Raw genomic sequence first — 15545 nt, forward strand, 5'->3', positions numbered from 1 at the left:
GACTCCTTCTTGCTTCGTGGAGGCTTACTTCTTGGAGGAGGGGTGCTTAGGCCGCTGCTGGCCCTTGCGCTGGCCGGACTTGCCCTGGCCCTGGCGGGAGCCGCCGGAGTTGGCGCGGCTCGGCCGGGCCGGCTTGTCGCCGGTGGCCTGGTCATCGGCGGAACCCGCCTTGGTGCCCTTGGCCGGGGACTGCGGCTTCTTCTCCAGCGAGGGGGTCCGGTCGCCGGGCGCCGCGTCCTGGGGCTCGTCCGCCGTGTCGGCGTCCTTCGCCTGGGGCTGGTGGCCACCGCCGGACTGGCGCTGCGCCTTGGTCTGCCGCTTGGGCTGCTGGCGCCGGGTGGCGGCACCGCCCTCCGCCTCGGCGACCGCGGTGTCGCTCTTGAGCACGGTGCCGTCGACCTGGGCGGCGAAGCCGGCCTTGGCGAGGCCCGCGAAGAAGCGGCGCTCGTTGTCGTTGCGGTCGCTGCCCTTGGCGACGATGGCCTTCACGATGTTCTTGCGGCGGCGGCCGCGGACCTCACCGTGGTGGGAGACGCTCTTGAGCAGACGCTGCAGATAGGCGTCCTGGGCCTTGCTGCCCGGAGTCGGGTTCTGGTTGATCACGTACATCTGCTGGCCCATGGTCCACACGTTGGTGGTCAGCCAGTAGACGAGGACACCGACGGGGAAGTTGATACCCATGACCGCGAAGATCACCGGGAAGATGTACATGAGCATCTTCTGCTGCTGCATGTACGGGGTCTTCACGGAGAGGTCGACGTTCTTCATCATCAGCTGGCGCTGGGTGAAGAACTGCGAGGCCGACATCAGGACGATCATGACCGCGGTGACGATGCGGACATCGGTGATCGAGGCACCGAGGGCCTCGACCTTCTCGGCGCTGTCCGTGAACTTGGCGGCCAGCGGCGCACCGAAGATGTGGGCCTGACGCGCGCTGTCGAGCAGCGACTGGTTGATGACGCCGATCGTCTTGCCCTCGGCGATGTGCGAGAGCACCGAGTACAGGGCGAAGAAGAACGGCGACTGCGCCAGGATGGGAAGGCACGAGGAGAGCGGGTTGGTGCCCGTCTCCTTGTACAGCTTCATCATCTCTTCGGACTGACGCTGCTTGTCGCTCTTGTAGCGCTCCTGGATCGCCTTCATCTTCGGCTGGAGCGCCTGCATGTTCCGCGTCGACTTGATCTGCTTCACGAAGAGCGGGATCAGGCAGATACGGATCAGCACCACGAGGGACACGATCGACAGGCCCCAGGCCCAGCCCGTGTCAGGGCCGAAGATCGCCCCGTACAGCTTGTGGAACTGGACGATCACCCATGAGACAGGTGTGGTGATGAAGCTGAAAAAATTGGCAATCGTGTCCACTAATCAGGCTCCTTGAGCATTGGGCGAGGTCTCTGCGGCCGGGCTCGTCTCGGCGGAGGACCCGCCCTTGTCTCCACGCAGGGCGGTACGCAGCATCTCGTGCCAACGCGGCCGCTTGCGCGGGGGAACATGGTCCACGCCGCCGGGCGACCACGGATTGCACCGCAGGATGCGCCAGGCGGTCAGGGCAGTGCCCTTGATCGCGCCATGCCGGTCGATGGCCGTGAATCCGTAGTGGGAACACGACGGGTAGTACCGGCAGACGGGGCCCAGGAGCGGGCTGATCGTCCACTGGTACAGCTTGATGAGAGCCAGCAGCGGGTACTTCATCGCGTGCCCCCTCCCAGCAACCGCTGAAGAGCGGCGTCCAGGTCTCGGGCCAGCTGATCGTGGTCGGCGTCACCGGCTCCGGGCAACGCCCGTACGACCACCAGGCTACCGGGGGGAAGCAAAGTGAGTCGCTCGCGCACGAGGTGGCGGAGACGACGCTTCACCTGGTTGCGGACGACCGCTACGCCTACGGCCTTGCTCACGACGAAACCCGCACGCGTCGGGGGAGCGCTCTCCCCAGGCGCGTGCGGGTCCGTTGCACCGCTGCGTAGATGGACGACGAGGAGCGGGCGTCCAGCCCGGCGTCCTCTCCGTACCGCGGTCGCGAAGTCCTCGCGCCGCCTCAGCCGATTCTCGGTAGGCAGCACGTCATGACCTGCGAAGACAGATCAGGCGGACAGGCTCGCGCGACCCTTGGCACGGCGGTTCGCCAGGATGGCGCGGCCGGCACGGGTGCGCATGCGCAGGCGGAAGCCGTGGGTCTTCGCGCGACGACGGTTGTTCGGCTGGAAGGTGCGCTTGCTCACTCGGGGGCTCCAGAAATCATTCGGTGGTGGCGGGACATCGCCTGGCTGTCACCGTGCGCCCACGAGTAGCTCTCGCATTCGCCCGAGTGCACCGCTTCGCGATCACATATGGTGATCTTCGCCCATCGGAGGCAGGCGGCAGCAGCCATCGACAACTCGACCTGGTTACGGTACGTGGGGCTACGCCATCCGGTCAAACCGACTGGTCGACGGGGCCCTCTGTGCACAGGCTGTGGACAACAACTTGAACCACGTCAGCCGCCCCGACTACCGTGGCTGGACTCCGCAATCTTTTCCGTTCTGTCCTTACCTGTCCTTCCGGACTTCGACCCACCGTCCCGCAGAACCACACCTTCGTGGGACCAATGAGGAAGCGTGCCCCGTGGCTGACGTACCTGCCGATCTTGCCGCAGTGTGGCCGCGCGTCCTCGAACAGCTCCTCGGCGAAGGCCAGCAGGGCATCGAGTCGAAGGACAAGCAGTGGATCGAGCGCTGCCAGCCGCTCGCGCTGGTGGCCGACACCGCCCTGCTCGCCGTGCCCAACGAATACGGCAAGCAGGTGCTTGAGGGCCGGCTCGCCCCGCTGATCAGCGAGGCCCTCAGCCGCGCCTGCGGCCGCCCGATCCGGATCGCGATCACCGTCGACGACTCCGCGGGCGAGCCGCCCGCGCCGGCGCCGCCCGCCCGGCCGGCCCCGCAGCCGTACGGCGGATACGACGCGTACGAGAAGTACGACGAGTACGGGCGCCCGATGCCCGACGACGGGCTGCCGACCGCCCGCCCCGCGTACCCCGAGTACCAGCAGCAGCGCCCCGACCCGGGCGTCTGGCCGCGCGCCCAGGAGGACATCTCCTGGCAGCAGCAGCGGCTCGGCGGCTTCCAGGAGCGCGACCCGTACGCGTCGCCCCGCCCGCAGCAGCCCCAGCAGCCGCGGTACGACGAGCGCCCGCCGTACGAGCAGAACCCGCAGCGCCCCGAGCGGGCCGAACTCCCGGACACCGACGGCCCGTCCGGCCCCGGCGGCCGCGGCGGTCCCGGGGCACACGGCCCGCGGCCGGGCGCCGGCTCGACGGGCATGGGCGGCGGGTCCGGCCTCGGCTCCTCGTCCGGCCAGGGCGCCGGAACGGGCGCGCCGGGCGAGCAGCACGCGCGGCTCAACCCCAAGTACCTCTTCGACACCTTCGTCATCGGTTCCTCGAACCGCTTCGCCCACGCGGCCGCGGTCGCCGTGGCCGAGGCGCCGGCGAAGGCGTACAACCCGCTCTTCATCTACGGCGAGTCGGGCCTCGGCAAGACCCATCTGCTCCATGCGATCGGGCACTACGCGCGCAGCCTCTACCCGGGCACCCGGGTGCGGTACGTGAGCTCCGAGGAGTTCACCAACGAGTTCATCAACTCGATCCGCGACGGCAAGGGCGACGCGTTCCGCAAGCGCTACCGCGACGTGGACATCCTGCTCGTCGACGACATCCAGTTCCTCGCGAGCAAGGAGTCGACGCAGGAGGAGTTCTTCCACACCTTCAACACGCTCCACAACGCCAACAAGCAGATCGTGCTGTCCTCGGACCGGCCGCCGAAGCAGCTGGTGACCCTGGAGGACCGGCTCCGCAACCGCTTCGAGTGGGGGCTGACCACCGATGTGCAGCCGCCGGAGCTGGAGACGCGCATCGCGATCCTGCGCAAGAAGGCGGTCCAGGAGCAGCTGAACGCCCCGCCGGAGGTACTGGAGTTCATCGCCTCCCGGATCTCGCGGAACATCCGTGAGCTGGAGGGCGCGCTGATCCGCGTCACCGCCTTCGCGAGCCTCAACCGGCAGCCGGTGGACCTCGGGCTGACCGAGATCGTCCTCAAGGACCTGATCCCGGGCGGCGAGGACACGGCGCCGGAGATCACGGCCGGCGCGATCATGGCGGCCACGGCGGACTACTTCGGGCTGACCGTCGAGGACCTGTGCGGCTCTTCGCGCAGCCGGGTGCTCGTCACCGCGCGGCAGATCGCCATGTATCTGTGCCGCGAGCTCACGGACCTGTCGCTGCCGAAGATCGGCGCGCAGTTCGGCGGCCGCGACCACACCACCGTCATGCACGCGGACCGCAAGATCCGTGCGCTGATGGCGGAGCGGCGCTCCATCTACAACCAGGTCACCGAGCTGACCAACCGCATCAAGAACGGCTGACGTGCCAGGCCGCTGACGCGCCAGGCTGACGCCGCCGCATCGCCGAAGGGCGCCCCGGGTAGAGATCCGGGGCGCCCTTCGGCGTTCGCGGGGCCGTTTCAGCGTTCGCGGAGGCGTTTCAGCGTCCCCGGAGCCGCTTCGGCGCGGCGGCGCTGTTCGATTAGTGAGGTGCGGTGGCGGGTTCTCCACAGATTGGGGGATGATCTCCCGTCCACAGGGTGGGGACTGTCGAGTTATCCGGATCGCATCCACAGGCCCACCTGGTGACAGACCATCACTCCAGGTCAGAGCCCTGTGGAATTGTTGGCAAACGATCTCCACAGGCTGTGGACGAAAGTTTCGTCCACAGGGGCGCCACTCGGTTGTCCACCGGCAACCCACAGGCGGGGCTGGGTTGCCCACAGCTTCTCCACACGCCTGTCCACTGTTCGGCAACGAAACGCCCGGGCTCACTGGAGCGAGTGAAAGCGGTCACACCAAGGGAGACGTTTGGGCTGTGGGGAACCTGGGGAAAGCTGGGGACAGCACTGGGGAGAACTCCCCGTCGCCTGTGAATCGGGTGTGCAGAACTTTCGTGTGTCCACAGCGGACCCCGGTTTTCCACGGGCTGCACCCACAGGGGCGGTGGACAAAAAACCGGGCCTGACCTGCATGGACGACGTTATCCACGGTTTCCACAGGCCCTACTACTACGACCACTCATAGTTAGCTCGGAATCCGCTTTGAAGCGGGGCCTGTGCACAACTCGAGCCCGGAGCCTCGGCGACCTGTTGTCGCGACTTGACCCCGAGCCGCACCGAGTGTCGGTGGCGTACGTCAGACTGGTTCCCGCAGTCGACGAAGAGCCAGCAACAAGCAGGAGGCGGTTCCGGTGAAGATCCGGGTGGAGCGCGATGTACTCGCGGAGGCGGTGGCGTGGGTGGCCCGCAGCCTTCCGGCCCGTCCGCCGGCGCCCGTACTCGCGGGCCTTCTGCTGAAGGCCGAGGACGGCGCGCTGAGCTTCTCCAGCTTCGACTACGAGGTCTCGGCGCGGGTCTCCGTCGAGGCCGAGGTCGAGGAGGACGGCACCGTCCTGGTCTCCGGCCGCCTGCTCGCCGACATCTGCCGCGCCCTCCCCAACCGCCCGGTGGAGATCTCCACAGACGGTGTACGGGCGACCGTGGTCTGCGGCTCCTCCCGCTTCACCCTCCACACCCTGCCTGTGGAGGAGTACCCGGCGCTGCCCGAGATGCCCACCGCCACCGGCACCGTCCCCGGTGAGGTCTTCGCCTCCGCCGCCGCCCAGGTGGCCATCGCCGCCGGCCGTGACGACACGCTGCCCGTCCTCACCGGTGTGCGCATCGAGATCGAGGGCGACACCGTCACCCTGGCCTCCACCGACCGCTACCGCTTCGCGGTCCGCGAGTTCCTGTGGAAGCCGGAGTCCCCGGACGCCTCCGCCGTCGCCCTGGTGCCGGCGAAGACCCTCCTGGACACCGCCAAGGCGCTCACCAGCGGCGACACGGTCACCCTGGCGCTCTCCGGCTCCGGCAAGGGCGAGGGCCTGATCGGCTTCGAGGGCGCCGGCCGCCGCACCACCACCCGGCTGCTCGAGGGCGACCTGCCGAAGTACCGGACGCTCTTCCCCACCGAGTTCAACTCGGTCGCGGTGATCGAGACCGCCCCCTTCGTCGAGGCCGTCAAGCGCGTCGCCCTGGTGGCCGAGCGCAACACCCCGGTCCGGCTCAGCTTCGAGCAGGGCGTGCTCATCCTGGAGGCCGGCTCCAGCGACGACGCACAGGCTGTGGAGCGCGTCGACGCGCAGCTGGAGGGCGACGACATCTCGATCGCCTTCAACCCGACCTTCCTGCTCGACGGCCTGAGCGCCATCGACTCCCCGGTCGCCCAGCTCTCCTTCACGACCTCCACCAAGCCCGCCCTCCTGAGCGGCAAGCCCGCGCTCGACGCGGAGGCGGACGAGGCCTACAAGTACCTGATCATGCCGGTGCGGCTGAGCGGCTGAGCCCTCTGCCGGGGGTCCGGGGGTTGTCCCCCGGGGGACGCAGTATGCCGGTGCGGCTGAGCGGCTGAGCGGAGCTGAGCAGGCCTTCAGGGGCGCTCCACGGGTGGCCGATTGAGCGGCTGACCCCACAGGTGTGCACGCGGGTCCGGGCGTAGGCTCGGACCCGGGTACGAACCGCACACGACGCTTAAGGAATCTCTGATGGAGCTCGGTCTCGTCGGTCTCGGCAAGATGGGCGGCAACATGCGCGAGCGCATTCGCCGCGCCGGCCACACTGTCGTCGGATACGACCGCAACCCGGACCTCGCCGATGTCCACAGCCTCGAAGAGCTTGTGGGCAAGCTCAAGGGTCCGCGCGTCGTGTGGGTCATGGTCCCCGCCGGTGCGGCGACCCAGTCGACCGTCGACGAGCTGGCCCAGCTGCTCTCCCCCGGCGACATCGTCGTGGACGGCGGAAACTCCCGCTGGACGGACGACGAGAAGCACGCCGAGGAGCTCGCCGCCAAGGGCATCGGCTTCGTCGACTGCGGTGTCTCCGGCGGCGTCTGGGGCCTGGAGAACGGCTACGCGCTGATGTACGGCGGCGACGCCGAGCACGTCGCGAAGGTCCAGCCGATCTTCGACGCCCTCAAGCCCGAGGGCGAGTTCGGCTCGGTGCACGCGGGCAAGGTCGGCGCCGGCCACTTCGCGAAGATGGTCCACAACGGCATCGAGTACGCGATGATGCAGGCCTACGCCGAGGGCTGGGAGCTCCTGGAGAAGGTCGACTCCGTGACCGACGTCCGCGAGGTCTTCCGCTCCTGGCAGGAAGGCACCGTCATCCGCTCCTGGCTGCTGGACCTCGCGGTCAACGCCCTCGACGAGGACGAGCACCTGGACAAGCTGCGCGGCTACGCCTCGGACTCCGGCGAGGGCCGGTGGACCGTCGAGGCCGCCATCGACAACGCCGTACCGCTCCCGGCGATCACCGCGTCGCTGTTCGCGCGGTTCGCGTCGCGTCAGGACGACTCGCCGCAGATGAAGATGATCGCCGCGCTGCGCAACCAGTTCGGCGGCCACGCGGTCGAGACGAAGAAGTAATCCACAGGCTGTGCACCCCGCGGTGCACAGCAGCCGGGGGAAGGTCGGCGCCCACCATGCACGTCACGCATCTGTCGCTGGCCGACTTCCGCTCGTACGCCCGGGTCGAGGTTCCGCTCGATCCGGGCGTCACCGCGTTCGTGGGGGCGAACGGCCAGGGCAAGACCAATCTCGTCGAGGCGGTCGGCTATCTCGCCACCCTCGGCAGCCACCGCGTCTCCTCCGACGCCCCGCTGGTGCGGATGGGCGCGGAGCGGGCGGTCATCCGGGCCGCCGTCACCCAGGGCGAGCGCTCCCAGCTGGTCGAGCTGGAGCTCAACCCGGGGCGCGCGAACCGGGCCCGTATCAACAGGTCCTCGCAGGTCAGGCCACGGGACGTGCTCGGCATCGTACGGACCGTGCTGTTCGCGCCGGAGGACCTGGCGCTGATCAAGGGCGACCCCGGTGAGCGCCGGCGCTTCCTCGACGAGCTGATCACGGCGCGCGCGCCGCGCATGGCGGGCGTGCGCTCCGACTACGAGCGGGTGCTCAAGCAGCGCAACACGCTCCTGAAGTCCGCCGCCATGGCGCGGCGGCACGGCGGCCGCTCCATGGACATGTCCACGCTCGACGTGTGGGACCAGCACCTGGCCCGGGCCGGCGCCGAGCTGCTCGCCCAGCGGCTCGACCTCATCGGCATGCTCCGCCCGCTCGCCGACAAGGCGTACGAGCAGCTGGCGCCGGGCGGCGGTCCGGTCCAGCTGGAGTACAAGCCGTCCGCACCCGGTGCCGGGCACACCCGCGAGGAGCTGTACGGGCAGCTGATCGGCGCGCTCGCCGACGTACGCAAACAGGAGATCGAGCGCGGCGTCACGCTGGTCGGACCGCACCGCGACGACCTGCTGCTCAAGCTCGGCGACCTGCCGGCCAAGGGGTACGCGAGCCACGGCGAGTCCTGGTCGTACGCGCTGGCGCTCCGCCTCGCCTCGTACGACCTGCTGCGCGCTGAGGGCAACGAGCCGGTGCTCGTCCTCGACGACGTCTTCGCCGAGCTGGACGCGCGGCGCCGCGAGCGGCTCGCGGAGCTGGTGGCACCGGGCGAGCAGGTGCTCGTGACGGCGGCGGTCGACGACGACGTGCCGGGGGTCCTCGCGGGGACGCGGTACGCGGTGGCGGGCGGCGCGGTGGAGAAGGTGGCGGCGCGGTGATGAGCGGCGAGAGTTCCCCACAGTCTCCACAGCCTGTGGACAAATCTACGGCTTCCCCGGCTTCCTCCGCCCCCGAGCCGACCGGGGTCGACCTCGCCCGCGTCGCGCTGCGCGCCGCCAAGGAGCAGGCGAAGGCGCGGGGCGCGGCGGCCGCGCAGAAGAAGCAGGCCCGGCGCGGCGGCGGACTGCGCTCCGGCGCGCGCGCCGACGGGCGCGACCCGATGGCGCTCGGCGCCGCGATCAACCGGCTGATCACCGAGCGCGGCTGGGAGACGCCGGCGGCGGTGGGCGGGGTCATGGGGCGCTGGCCGCAGATCGTCGGCGAGGACCTGGCGAAGCACTGCGTGCCGCTGAAGTACGACGAGGAGCCGGACGAGCGGGTGCTCACCGTGCAGTGCGACTCCACGGTGTGGGCGACGCAGCTGAGGTTGCTCGCGCCGAGGCTGGTGGCGCGGCTGAACGAGGACCTCGGGCACGGCACGGTGCGGATGATCAAGGTGCTCGGGCCTGGCGGGCCGCGGCGGGGCTACGGGCCGCTCAGGGCGCCCGGGTCCACCGGGCCCGGGGACACGTACGGGTAGTACGGCGCCGGCAGGTCCGTACGGGCGCGGGTCCAAGCAGAAGGGCGCCGTGCGCGTGGGCGTTGTGCCCACCCTCCCCCTGCCTTCGGCGGGGGACCCCCAGCCCTTGCGGAACGCATGCCCACAACGCGGTGGCGTCAGCCGGCGCCGTGTGCCCACCCTCCGTCGCCACAACGCGCTACGACCCGAAGCGCTAGGTGGCCGTCAGGGGCCTCTGGAGCCCCTCTCCGGATATGGGGAGTCGTCTCGGGGCCGTCGAGGGCGGCACATGAGCATTCAGGTACCGGCAAACCCCCATGAGTGTCAGTGGTACCGGTAGACTGGAAGACAATCCCGCCACCCTGCGGAACAAGTCGAACGACGCAGCCGGCTCCCGTATGCCCGGAGAACGGCCTGTGCTGTGCCAGAAAGGGCGCTTCGTGGCCGATTCCGGCAACCCCAACGAGAACAAGCAGTACACCGCCAGCAACATCCAGGTCCTCGAAGGCCTGGATGCCGTGCGCAAGCGCCCTGGCATGTACATCGGCTCGACCGGCGAGCGCGGCCTGCACCACATGGTGCAGGAGGTCGTCGACAACTCGGTCGACGAGGCCCTGGCCGGGCACGCGGACACCATCGACGTGACGATCCTGGCCGACGGCGGCGTGCGTGTCGTCGACAACGGCCGTGGCATCCCGGTCGGCATCGTGGCCTCCGAGGGCAAGCCGGCCGTCGAGGTCGTGCTGACCGTGCTGCACGCGGGCGGCAAGTTCGGCGGCGGCGGCTACGCCGTCTCCGGCGGTCTGCACGGCGTCGGCGTCTCCGTCGTGAACGCGCTGTCCACGAAGGTCTCCGTCGAGATCAAGACCGACGGCCACCGCTGGACGCAGGACTACAAGATGGGCGTCCCGACCGCGCCCCTCGCGCAGCACGAGGCCACCGGCGAGACCGGCACCTCGGTCACCTTCTGGTCCGACCCGGACATCTTCGAGACGACCGAGTACTCCTTCGAGACGCTCTCGCGCCGCTTCCAGGAGATGGCCTTCCTCAACAAGGGCCTCACCATCACGCTCACCGACGAGCGCGAGTCCGCGAAGGCGACCGTGGGCGCCGACGACCCGGACGCCGAGGCGGCCGCCGAGCCCGCCGCCCGCACGGTGAAGTACCACTACGAGGGCGGCATCGTCGACTTCGTGACGTACCTCAACTCGCGCAAGGGCGAGCTGATCCACCCCAGCGTCATCGACGTCGAGGCCGAGGACAAGGAGCGCACGCTCTCGGTCGAGATCGCGATGCAGTGGAACTCCTCGTACAGCGAGGGTGTGTACTCCTTCGCCAACACGATCCACACCCACGAGGGCGGTACGCACGAGGAGGGCTTCCGCGCGGCGCTGACGACGCTCGTCAACAAGTACGCGCGCGACAAGAAGCTGCTCCGCGAGAAGGACGACAACCTCACCGGCGACGACATCCGCGAGGGTCTGACCGCGATCATCTCGGTCAAGCTCGGCGAGCCGCAGTTCGAGGGCCAGACCAAGACGAAGCTCGGCAACACCGAGGCGAAGACCTTCGTCCAGAAGGTCGTCCACGAGCACCTCACGGACTGGTTCGACCGCAACCCCGTCGAGGCCGCGGACATCATCCGCAAGGGCATCAACGCCGCCACCGCGCGCGTGGCCGCGCGCAAGGCCCGCGACCTGACCCGCCGCAAGGGCCTCCTGGAGTCGGCGTCGCTGCCGGGCAAGCTGTCCGACTGCCAGTCGAACGACCCGACCAAGTGCGAGATCTTCATCGTCGAGGGTGACTCCGCCGGCGGCTCGGCCAAGTCCGGCCGCAACCCGATGTACCAGGCCATCCTGCCGATCCGCGGCAAGATCCTGAACGTCGAGAAGGCCCGGGTCGACAAGATCCTGCAGAACACCGAGGTCCAGGCGCTGATCTCCGCCTTCGGCACCGGTGTGCACGAGGACTTCGACATCGAGAAGCTCCGCTATCACAAGATCATCCTGATGGCGGACGCCGACGTCGACGGCCAGCACATCAACACCCTGCTGCTGACCTTCCTCTTCCGCTTCATGCGCCCGCTGGTCGAGGCCGGTCACGTCTACCTGTCCCGCCCCCCGCTGTACAAGATCAAGTGGGGCCGGGACGACTTCGAGTACGCCTACTCGGACCGCGAGCGCGACGCGCTCGTCGAGCTGGGCAAGCAGAACGGCAAGCGGATCCGCGAGGACTCGATCCAGCGCTTCAAGGGTCTCGGCGAGATGAACGCCGAGGAGCTCCGCGTCACCACCATGGACGTCGAGCACCGGGTGCTCGGCCAGGTCACCCTGGACGACGCCGCCCAGGCCGACGACCTGTTCTCGGTGCTGATGGGCGAGGACGTCGAGGCGCGGCGCTCGTTCATCCAGCGCAACGCCAAGGACGTTCGCTTCCTCGACATCTGAGTCGGTCTCAGCTGACCGTACGAAAGGACTGACGACCAGCAATGGCCGACGACAACACTCCTGTGAACACCGAGAACACCGAGAACACCGGGGCCACGGAAGAGGAGGAGCCGCAGCTGCGGATCGAGCCCGTCGGGCTCGAGACCGAGATGCAGCGCTCGTACCTCGACTACGCGATGTCCGTCATCGTGTCCCGCGCGCTGCCCGACGTCCGCGACGGCCTCAAGCCGGTGCACCGCCGTGTGCTGTACGCGATGTACGACGGTGGCTACCGGCCCGAGAAGGGCTTCTACAAGTGCGCCCGCGTCGTCGGCGACGTCATGGGTACGTACCACCCGCACGGCGACACCTCGATCTACGACGCCCTCGTCCGCCTCGCCCAGCCCTGGTCGATGCGGATGCCGCTGGTCGACTCCAACGGCAACTTCGGCTCCCCGGGCAACGACCCGGCCGCCGCCATGCGCTATACCGAGTGCAAGATGGCGCCGCTGTCGATGGAGATGGTCCGGGACATCGACGAGGAGACCGTCGACTTCCAGGACAACTACGACGGCCGCAACCAGGAGCCGACGGTCCTTCCGGCCCGGTTCCCGAACCTGCTGGTCAACGGCTCCGCCGGCATCGCCGTCGGCATGGCGACCAACATCCCGCCGCACAACCTGCGCGAGGTCGCCGAGGGTGCCCAGTGGTACCTGGCCAACCCCGAGGCCAGCCACGAGGAGCTGCTCGACGCGCTCATCGAGCGCATCAAGGGCCCGGACTTCCCCACCGGCGCGCTCGTCGTCGGCCGCAAGGGCATCGAGGAGGCGTACCGCACCGGCCGCGGCTCCATCACCATGCGCGCGGTCGTCGAGGTCGAGGAGATCCAGAACCGCCAGTGCCTGGTGGTCACCGAGCTGCCCTACCAGGTCAACCCGGACAACCTCGCGCAGAAGATCGCCGACCTGGTGAAGGACGGCAAGATCGGCGGCATCGCCGACGTCCGCGACGAGACCTCGTCCCGGACCGGCCAGCGCCTGGTCATCGTGCTCAAGCGGGACGCCGTCGCCAAGGTCGTCCTCAACAACCTCTACAAGCACACCGACCTCCAGACGAACTTCGGCGCCAACATGCTGGCGCTCGTCGACGGCGTGCCGCGCACCCTCTCCCTGGACGCGTTCATCCGCCACTGGGTGACGCACCAGATCGAGGTCATCGTGCGCCGGACGCGCTTCCGGCTGCGCAAGGCCGAGGAGCGCGCCCACATCCTGCGCGGTCTGCTCAAGGCGCTCGACGCGATCGACGAGGTCATCGCCCTCATCCGGCGCAGCGAGACCGTCGAGGTCGCCCGCGCGGGCCTGATGGACCTGCTCACGATCGACGAGATCCAGGCCAACGCCATCCTCGAGATGCAGCTGCGCCGGCTCGCCGCCCTGGAGCGCCAGAAGATCGTCGCCGAGCACGACGAGCTCCAGGCGAAGATCAACGAGTACAACGCGATCCTCGCCTCGCCCGAGAAGCAACGCGCGATCGTCAGCGAGGAGCTGGCCGCGATCGTCGACAAGTTCGGCGACGACCGCCGCTCGCAGCTGGTGCCCTTCGACGGCGACATGTCCATCGAGGACCTGATCGCCGAGGAGGACATCGTCGTCACCATCACGCGTGGCGGCTATGTGAAGCGGACCAAGACCGAGGACTACCGCTCGCAGAAGCGCGGCGGCAAGGGCGTGCGCGGCACGAAGCTGAAGCAGGACGACATCGTCGACCACTTCTTCGTCTCCACCACGCACCACTGGCTGCTGTTCTTCACCAACAAGGGCCGGGTCTACCGGGTCAAGGCGTACGAGCTGCCGGACGCCGGCCGGGACGCCCGCGGCCAGCACGTGGCCAACCTGCTGGCCTTCCAGCCGGACGAGCAGATCGCCCAGATCCTCGCGATCCGCGACTACGAGGCCGCGCCGTACCTGGTGCTCGCCACCAAGGCCGGCCTGGTGAAGAAGACCGCCCTCAAGGACTACGACTCCCCGCGCTCCGGCGGCGTCATCGCGATCAACCTGCGCGAGCGGGAGGACGGCAGCGACGACGAGCTGATCGGCGCCGAGCTGGTGTCCGCCGAGGACGACCTGCTGCTCGTCTCCAAGAAGGCGCAGTCGATCCGCTTCACCGCCACGGACGACGCGCTGCGCCCGATGGGACGCGCCACGTCCGGCGTCAAGGGGATGAGTTTCCGCGAGGACGACGAGCTTCTCTCGATGAATGTCGTCCGGCCGGGTACTTTCGTCTTCACCGCGACCGACGGTGGCTACGCGAAGCGCACCGCCGTCGACGAGTACCGCGTCCAGGGTCGTGGCGGCCTCGGCATCAAGGCCGCCAAGATCGTGGAGGACCGTGGCTCGCTCGTGGGCGCGCTGGTGGTCGAGGAGACGGACGAGATCCTCGCCATCACGTTGTCCGGCGGTGTGATTCGTACGCGAGTCAACGAAGTCAGGGAGACCGGCCGTGACACCATGGGCGTCCAGCTGATCAACCTGGGCAAGCGCGATGCCGTCGTCGGAATCGCCCGCAATGCCGAGGGCGGCGAGGACGAGGATGCCGACGAGGCTGTCGAGACGACCGAGGCTGGGGCTGTCGAGACGGCCGGGGCGGTCGAGACAGCCGAGGCGGTCGAGGGCACGGAGCCCGCGACCGGGGAGCACGAGGAGTAGAGCGTGAGTGGAGCCACGGGCGCCGGTTCGGCCGACGGCCGGTCCGCAGGATCGAGCGGTGCCCGTGGCCCCGCCACGGACTCCCAAGGGGGTACGGTGACGGACACTCGGGGGCAGCGGCCCTCGTACGAGACGTACAACGGGCCACTGCCCGGCGAGCGGGCGGGGGCGCAGCAGAGCGGCCCGTACCACCCGCCGCAGGCCTATGGCACCGGCCAGCAGCCGCAGGGCGGTGGCGCCGGCGGCACCCTGGGGGGCCAGAACGCGGCCGCCCAGCGCAAGGCCCGGACGGGGGCGCGCACCACGCCGCGCACCCGCAAGGCGCGGCTGCGGGTCGCCAAGGCGGACCCGTGGTCGGTGATGAAGGTGAGCTTCCTGCTCTCCATCGCGCTCGGCATCTGCACGGTGGTGGCCGCGGCGGTGCTGTGGATGGTCATGGACGCCATGGGCGTCTTCTCGACCGTCGGCGGCACCATCAGCGAGGCGACCGGCTCCAACGAGTCGAACGGCTTCGACCTGCAGTCCTTCCTGTCGCTGCCGCGCGTCCTGATGTTCACCTCGGTGATCGCGGTGATCGACGTCGTCCTGATGACGGCACTCGCCACCCTGGGCGCCTTCATCTACAACCTCTCGGCCGGTTTCGTGGGCGGCGTCGAGCTCACGCTCGCCGAGGACGAGTGACCTGCGCGAGGTGCTGTGCGGGGGCCTGATCAGAACCGATTTTGGGACTGGCCCCCACGTGCGCTAATCTTCAGGAGTCAGCGCGCGGGACACACACCGCAAAGCGCGGCGGGGCTATAGCTCAGTTGGTTAGAGCGCATCCCTGATAAGGATGAGGCCACAGGTTCAAATCCTGTTAGCCCCACACAGAAGATCGGCCCGGACGGTTCACCCGTCCGGGCCGATTGCTTTTGTCGGACGCGTGTCCGGCTAGGTCACCGATCGATATCGACCGGTGTGTAGAGTGGGCGTCAGAAGTCTCCTACGTCAACGAAAGACGAGGTCGCGCGGTGAAGAAGCTTCTCCTGGTCGCACTGGCCGCCATCGGCGGGCTCCTCGTGTACCGCCAGATCCAGGCGGATCGCGCCGAGCAGGATCTGTGGACGGAGGCGACCGACTCCGTGCCCGCAGGTTCGGGTGTGTGAGACGAACAGATCGTCCAAGGGTGAGGCCCCGGTCGCGCGAAGCGG

At 68.9% G+C, this 15545-nt stretch carries 13 protein-coding genes and 1 tRNA gene; 10 read left to right on the top strand and 4 right to left on the bottom strand.

Features of this window, described 5'->3' with window-relative positions; genetic code table 11:
* Positions 1-24: 24 nt before the first annotated feature.
* Genes yidC through rpmH form a run of 4 tightly spaced genes read right to left on the bottom strand, consistent with a single transcriptional unit; the run spans position 25 to position 2219 of the window.
* A complete protein-coding gene (gene yidC / locus KV205_RS01280) occupies positions 25-1362 on the bottom strand; it encodes a membrane protein insertase YidC (protein WP_265861411.1) in 1338 nt (445 codons plus the stop codon).
* Between the two features lie 3 nt (positions 1363-1365).
* On the bottom strand, positions 1366-1692 hold the full coding sequence (gene yidD / locus KV205_RS01285) for a membrane protein insertion efficiency factor YidD (protein ID WP_265861412.1): 327 nt from the start codon (positions 1690-1692) through the stop codon (positions 1366-1368).
* Positions 1689-2060: a ribonuclease P protein component gene (gene rnpA / locus KV205_RS01290; protein ID WP_265861413.1), complete on the bottom strand. Its 372-nt coding sequence runs from the start codon at positions 2058-2060 to the stop codon at positions 1689-1691. Before rnpA ends, yidD begins: the two co-directional genes overlap by 4 nt.
* Positions 2061-2081: 21 nt before the next feature.
* Positions 2082-2219 carry a 50S ribosomal protein L34 gene (rpmH, locus tag KV205_RS01295; protein ID WP_015659252.1) on the bottom strand — a complete coding sequence of 46 codons (138 nt, stop codon included), beginning with the start codon at positions 2217-2219 and terminating at the stop codon, positions 2082-2084.
* A 382-nt stretch (positions 2220-2601) separates the two neighbouring features.
* Here rpmH and dnaA point away from each other — a divergent pair, with 382 nt between their 5' ends.
* The 10 genes from dnaA (at position 2602) to KV205_RS01345 (ending at position 15500) form a co-directional block, all read left to right on the top strand.
* A complete protein-coding gene (gene dnaA / locus KV205_RS01300; RefSeq protein ID WP_265861416.1) occupies positions 2602-4395 on the top strand; it encodes a chromosomal replication initiator protein DnaA in 1794 nt (597 codons plus the stop codon).
* A gap of 871 nt (positions 4396-5266) precedes the next feature.
* Positions 5267-6397, top strand: a complete 1131-nt coding sequence (dnaN, locus tag KV205_RS01305; RefSeq protein WP_015034855.1) for a DNA polymerase III subunit beta — start codon at positions 5267-5269, stop codon at positions 6395-6397.
* A 201-nt stretch (positions 6398-6598) separates the two neighbouring features.
* Positions 6599-7477 (top strand): phosphogluconate dehydrogenase (NAD(+)-dependent, decarboxylating), encoded by an 879-nt coding sequence (gene gnd, locus KV205_RS01310; RefSeq protein WP_265861417.1) that lies wholly within the window; start codon positions 6599-6601, stop codon positions 7475-7477.
* A 56-nt stretch (positions 7478-7533) separates the two neighbouring features.
* The gene (gene recF / locus KV205_RS01315; protein WP_265861418.1) at positions 7534-8664 is read left to right on the top strand and encodes a DNA replication/repair protein RecF; all 1131 of its coding nucleotides are present in this window, start codon (positions 7534-7536) and stop codon (positions 8662-8664) included.
* Positions 8664-9245: a DUF721 domain-containing protein gene (locus KV205_RS01320; protein ID WP_265861419.1), complete on the top strand. Its 582-nt coding sequence runs from the start codon at positions 8664-8666 to the stop codon at positions 9243-9245. Before recF ends, KV205_RS01320 begins: the two co-directional genes overlap by 1 nt.
* Before the next feature lie 395 nt (positions 9246-9640).
* Positions 9641-11671 carry a DNA topoisomerase (ATP-hydrolyzing) subunit B gene (gene gyrB / locus KV205_RS01325; RefSeq protein ID WP_265861420.1) on the top strand — a complete coding sequence of 677 codons (2031 nt, stop codon included), beginning with the start codon at positions 9641-9643 and terminating at the stop codon, positions 11669-11671.
* A gap of 41 nt (positions 11672-11712) precedes the next feature.
* A complete protein-coding gene (gene gyrA, locus KV205_RS01330) occupies positions 11713-14355 on the top strand; it encodes a DNA gyrase subunit A (RefSeq protein ID WP_265861421.1) in 2643 nt (880 codons plus the stop codon).
* Between the two features lie 96 nt (positions 14356-14451).
* On the top strand, positions 14452-15036 hold the full coding sequence (locus KV205_RS01335; protein WP_265861422.1) for a DUF3566 domain-containing protein: 585 nt from the start codon (positions 14452-14454) through the stop codon (positions 15034-15036).
* Positions 15037-15146: 110 nt separating this feature from the next.
* A tRNA-Ile gene (locus KV205_RS01340) sits at positions 15147-15220 on the top strand.
* Between the two features lie 145 nt (positions 15221-15365).
* Positions 15366-15500: a DLW-39 family protein gene (locus KV205_RS01345; RefSeq protein WP_003958712.1), complete on the top strand. Its 135-nt coding sequence runs from the start codon at positions 15366-15368 to the stop codon at positions 15498-15500.
* Positions 15501-15545 lie beyond the last annotated feature (45 nt).

Source organism: Streptomyces sp. SKN60, assembly GCF_026236535.1.
Classification (GTDB): domain Bacteria; phylum Actinomycetota; class Actinomycetes; order Streptomycetales; family Streptomycetaceae; genus Streptomyces.

Bases quoted from the DNA above. Each gene is read 5' to 3' on its own strand.
- recF (WP_265861418.1), top strand. From the start codon at position 7,534: ATGCACGTCACGCATCTGTCGCTGGCCGACTTCCGCTCGTACGCCCGG.
- yidD (WP_265861412.1), bottom strand. From the start codon at position 1,692: ATGAAGTACCCGCTGCTGGCTCTCATCAAGCTGTACCAGTGGACGATC.
- gyrA (WP_265861421.1), top strand. From the start codon at position 11,713: ATGGCCGACGACAACACTCCTGTGAACACCGAGAACACCGAGAACACC.
- KV205_RS01320 (WP_265861419.1), top strand. From the start codon at position 8,664: ATGAGCGGCGAGAGTTCCCCACAGTCTCCACAGCCTGTGGACAAATCT.
- gnd (WP_265861417.1), top strand. From the start codon at position 6,599: ATGGAGCTCGGTCTCGTCGGTCTCGGCAAGATGGGCGGCAACATGCGC.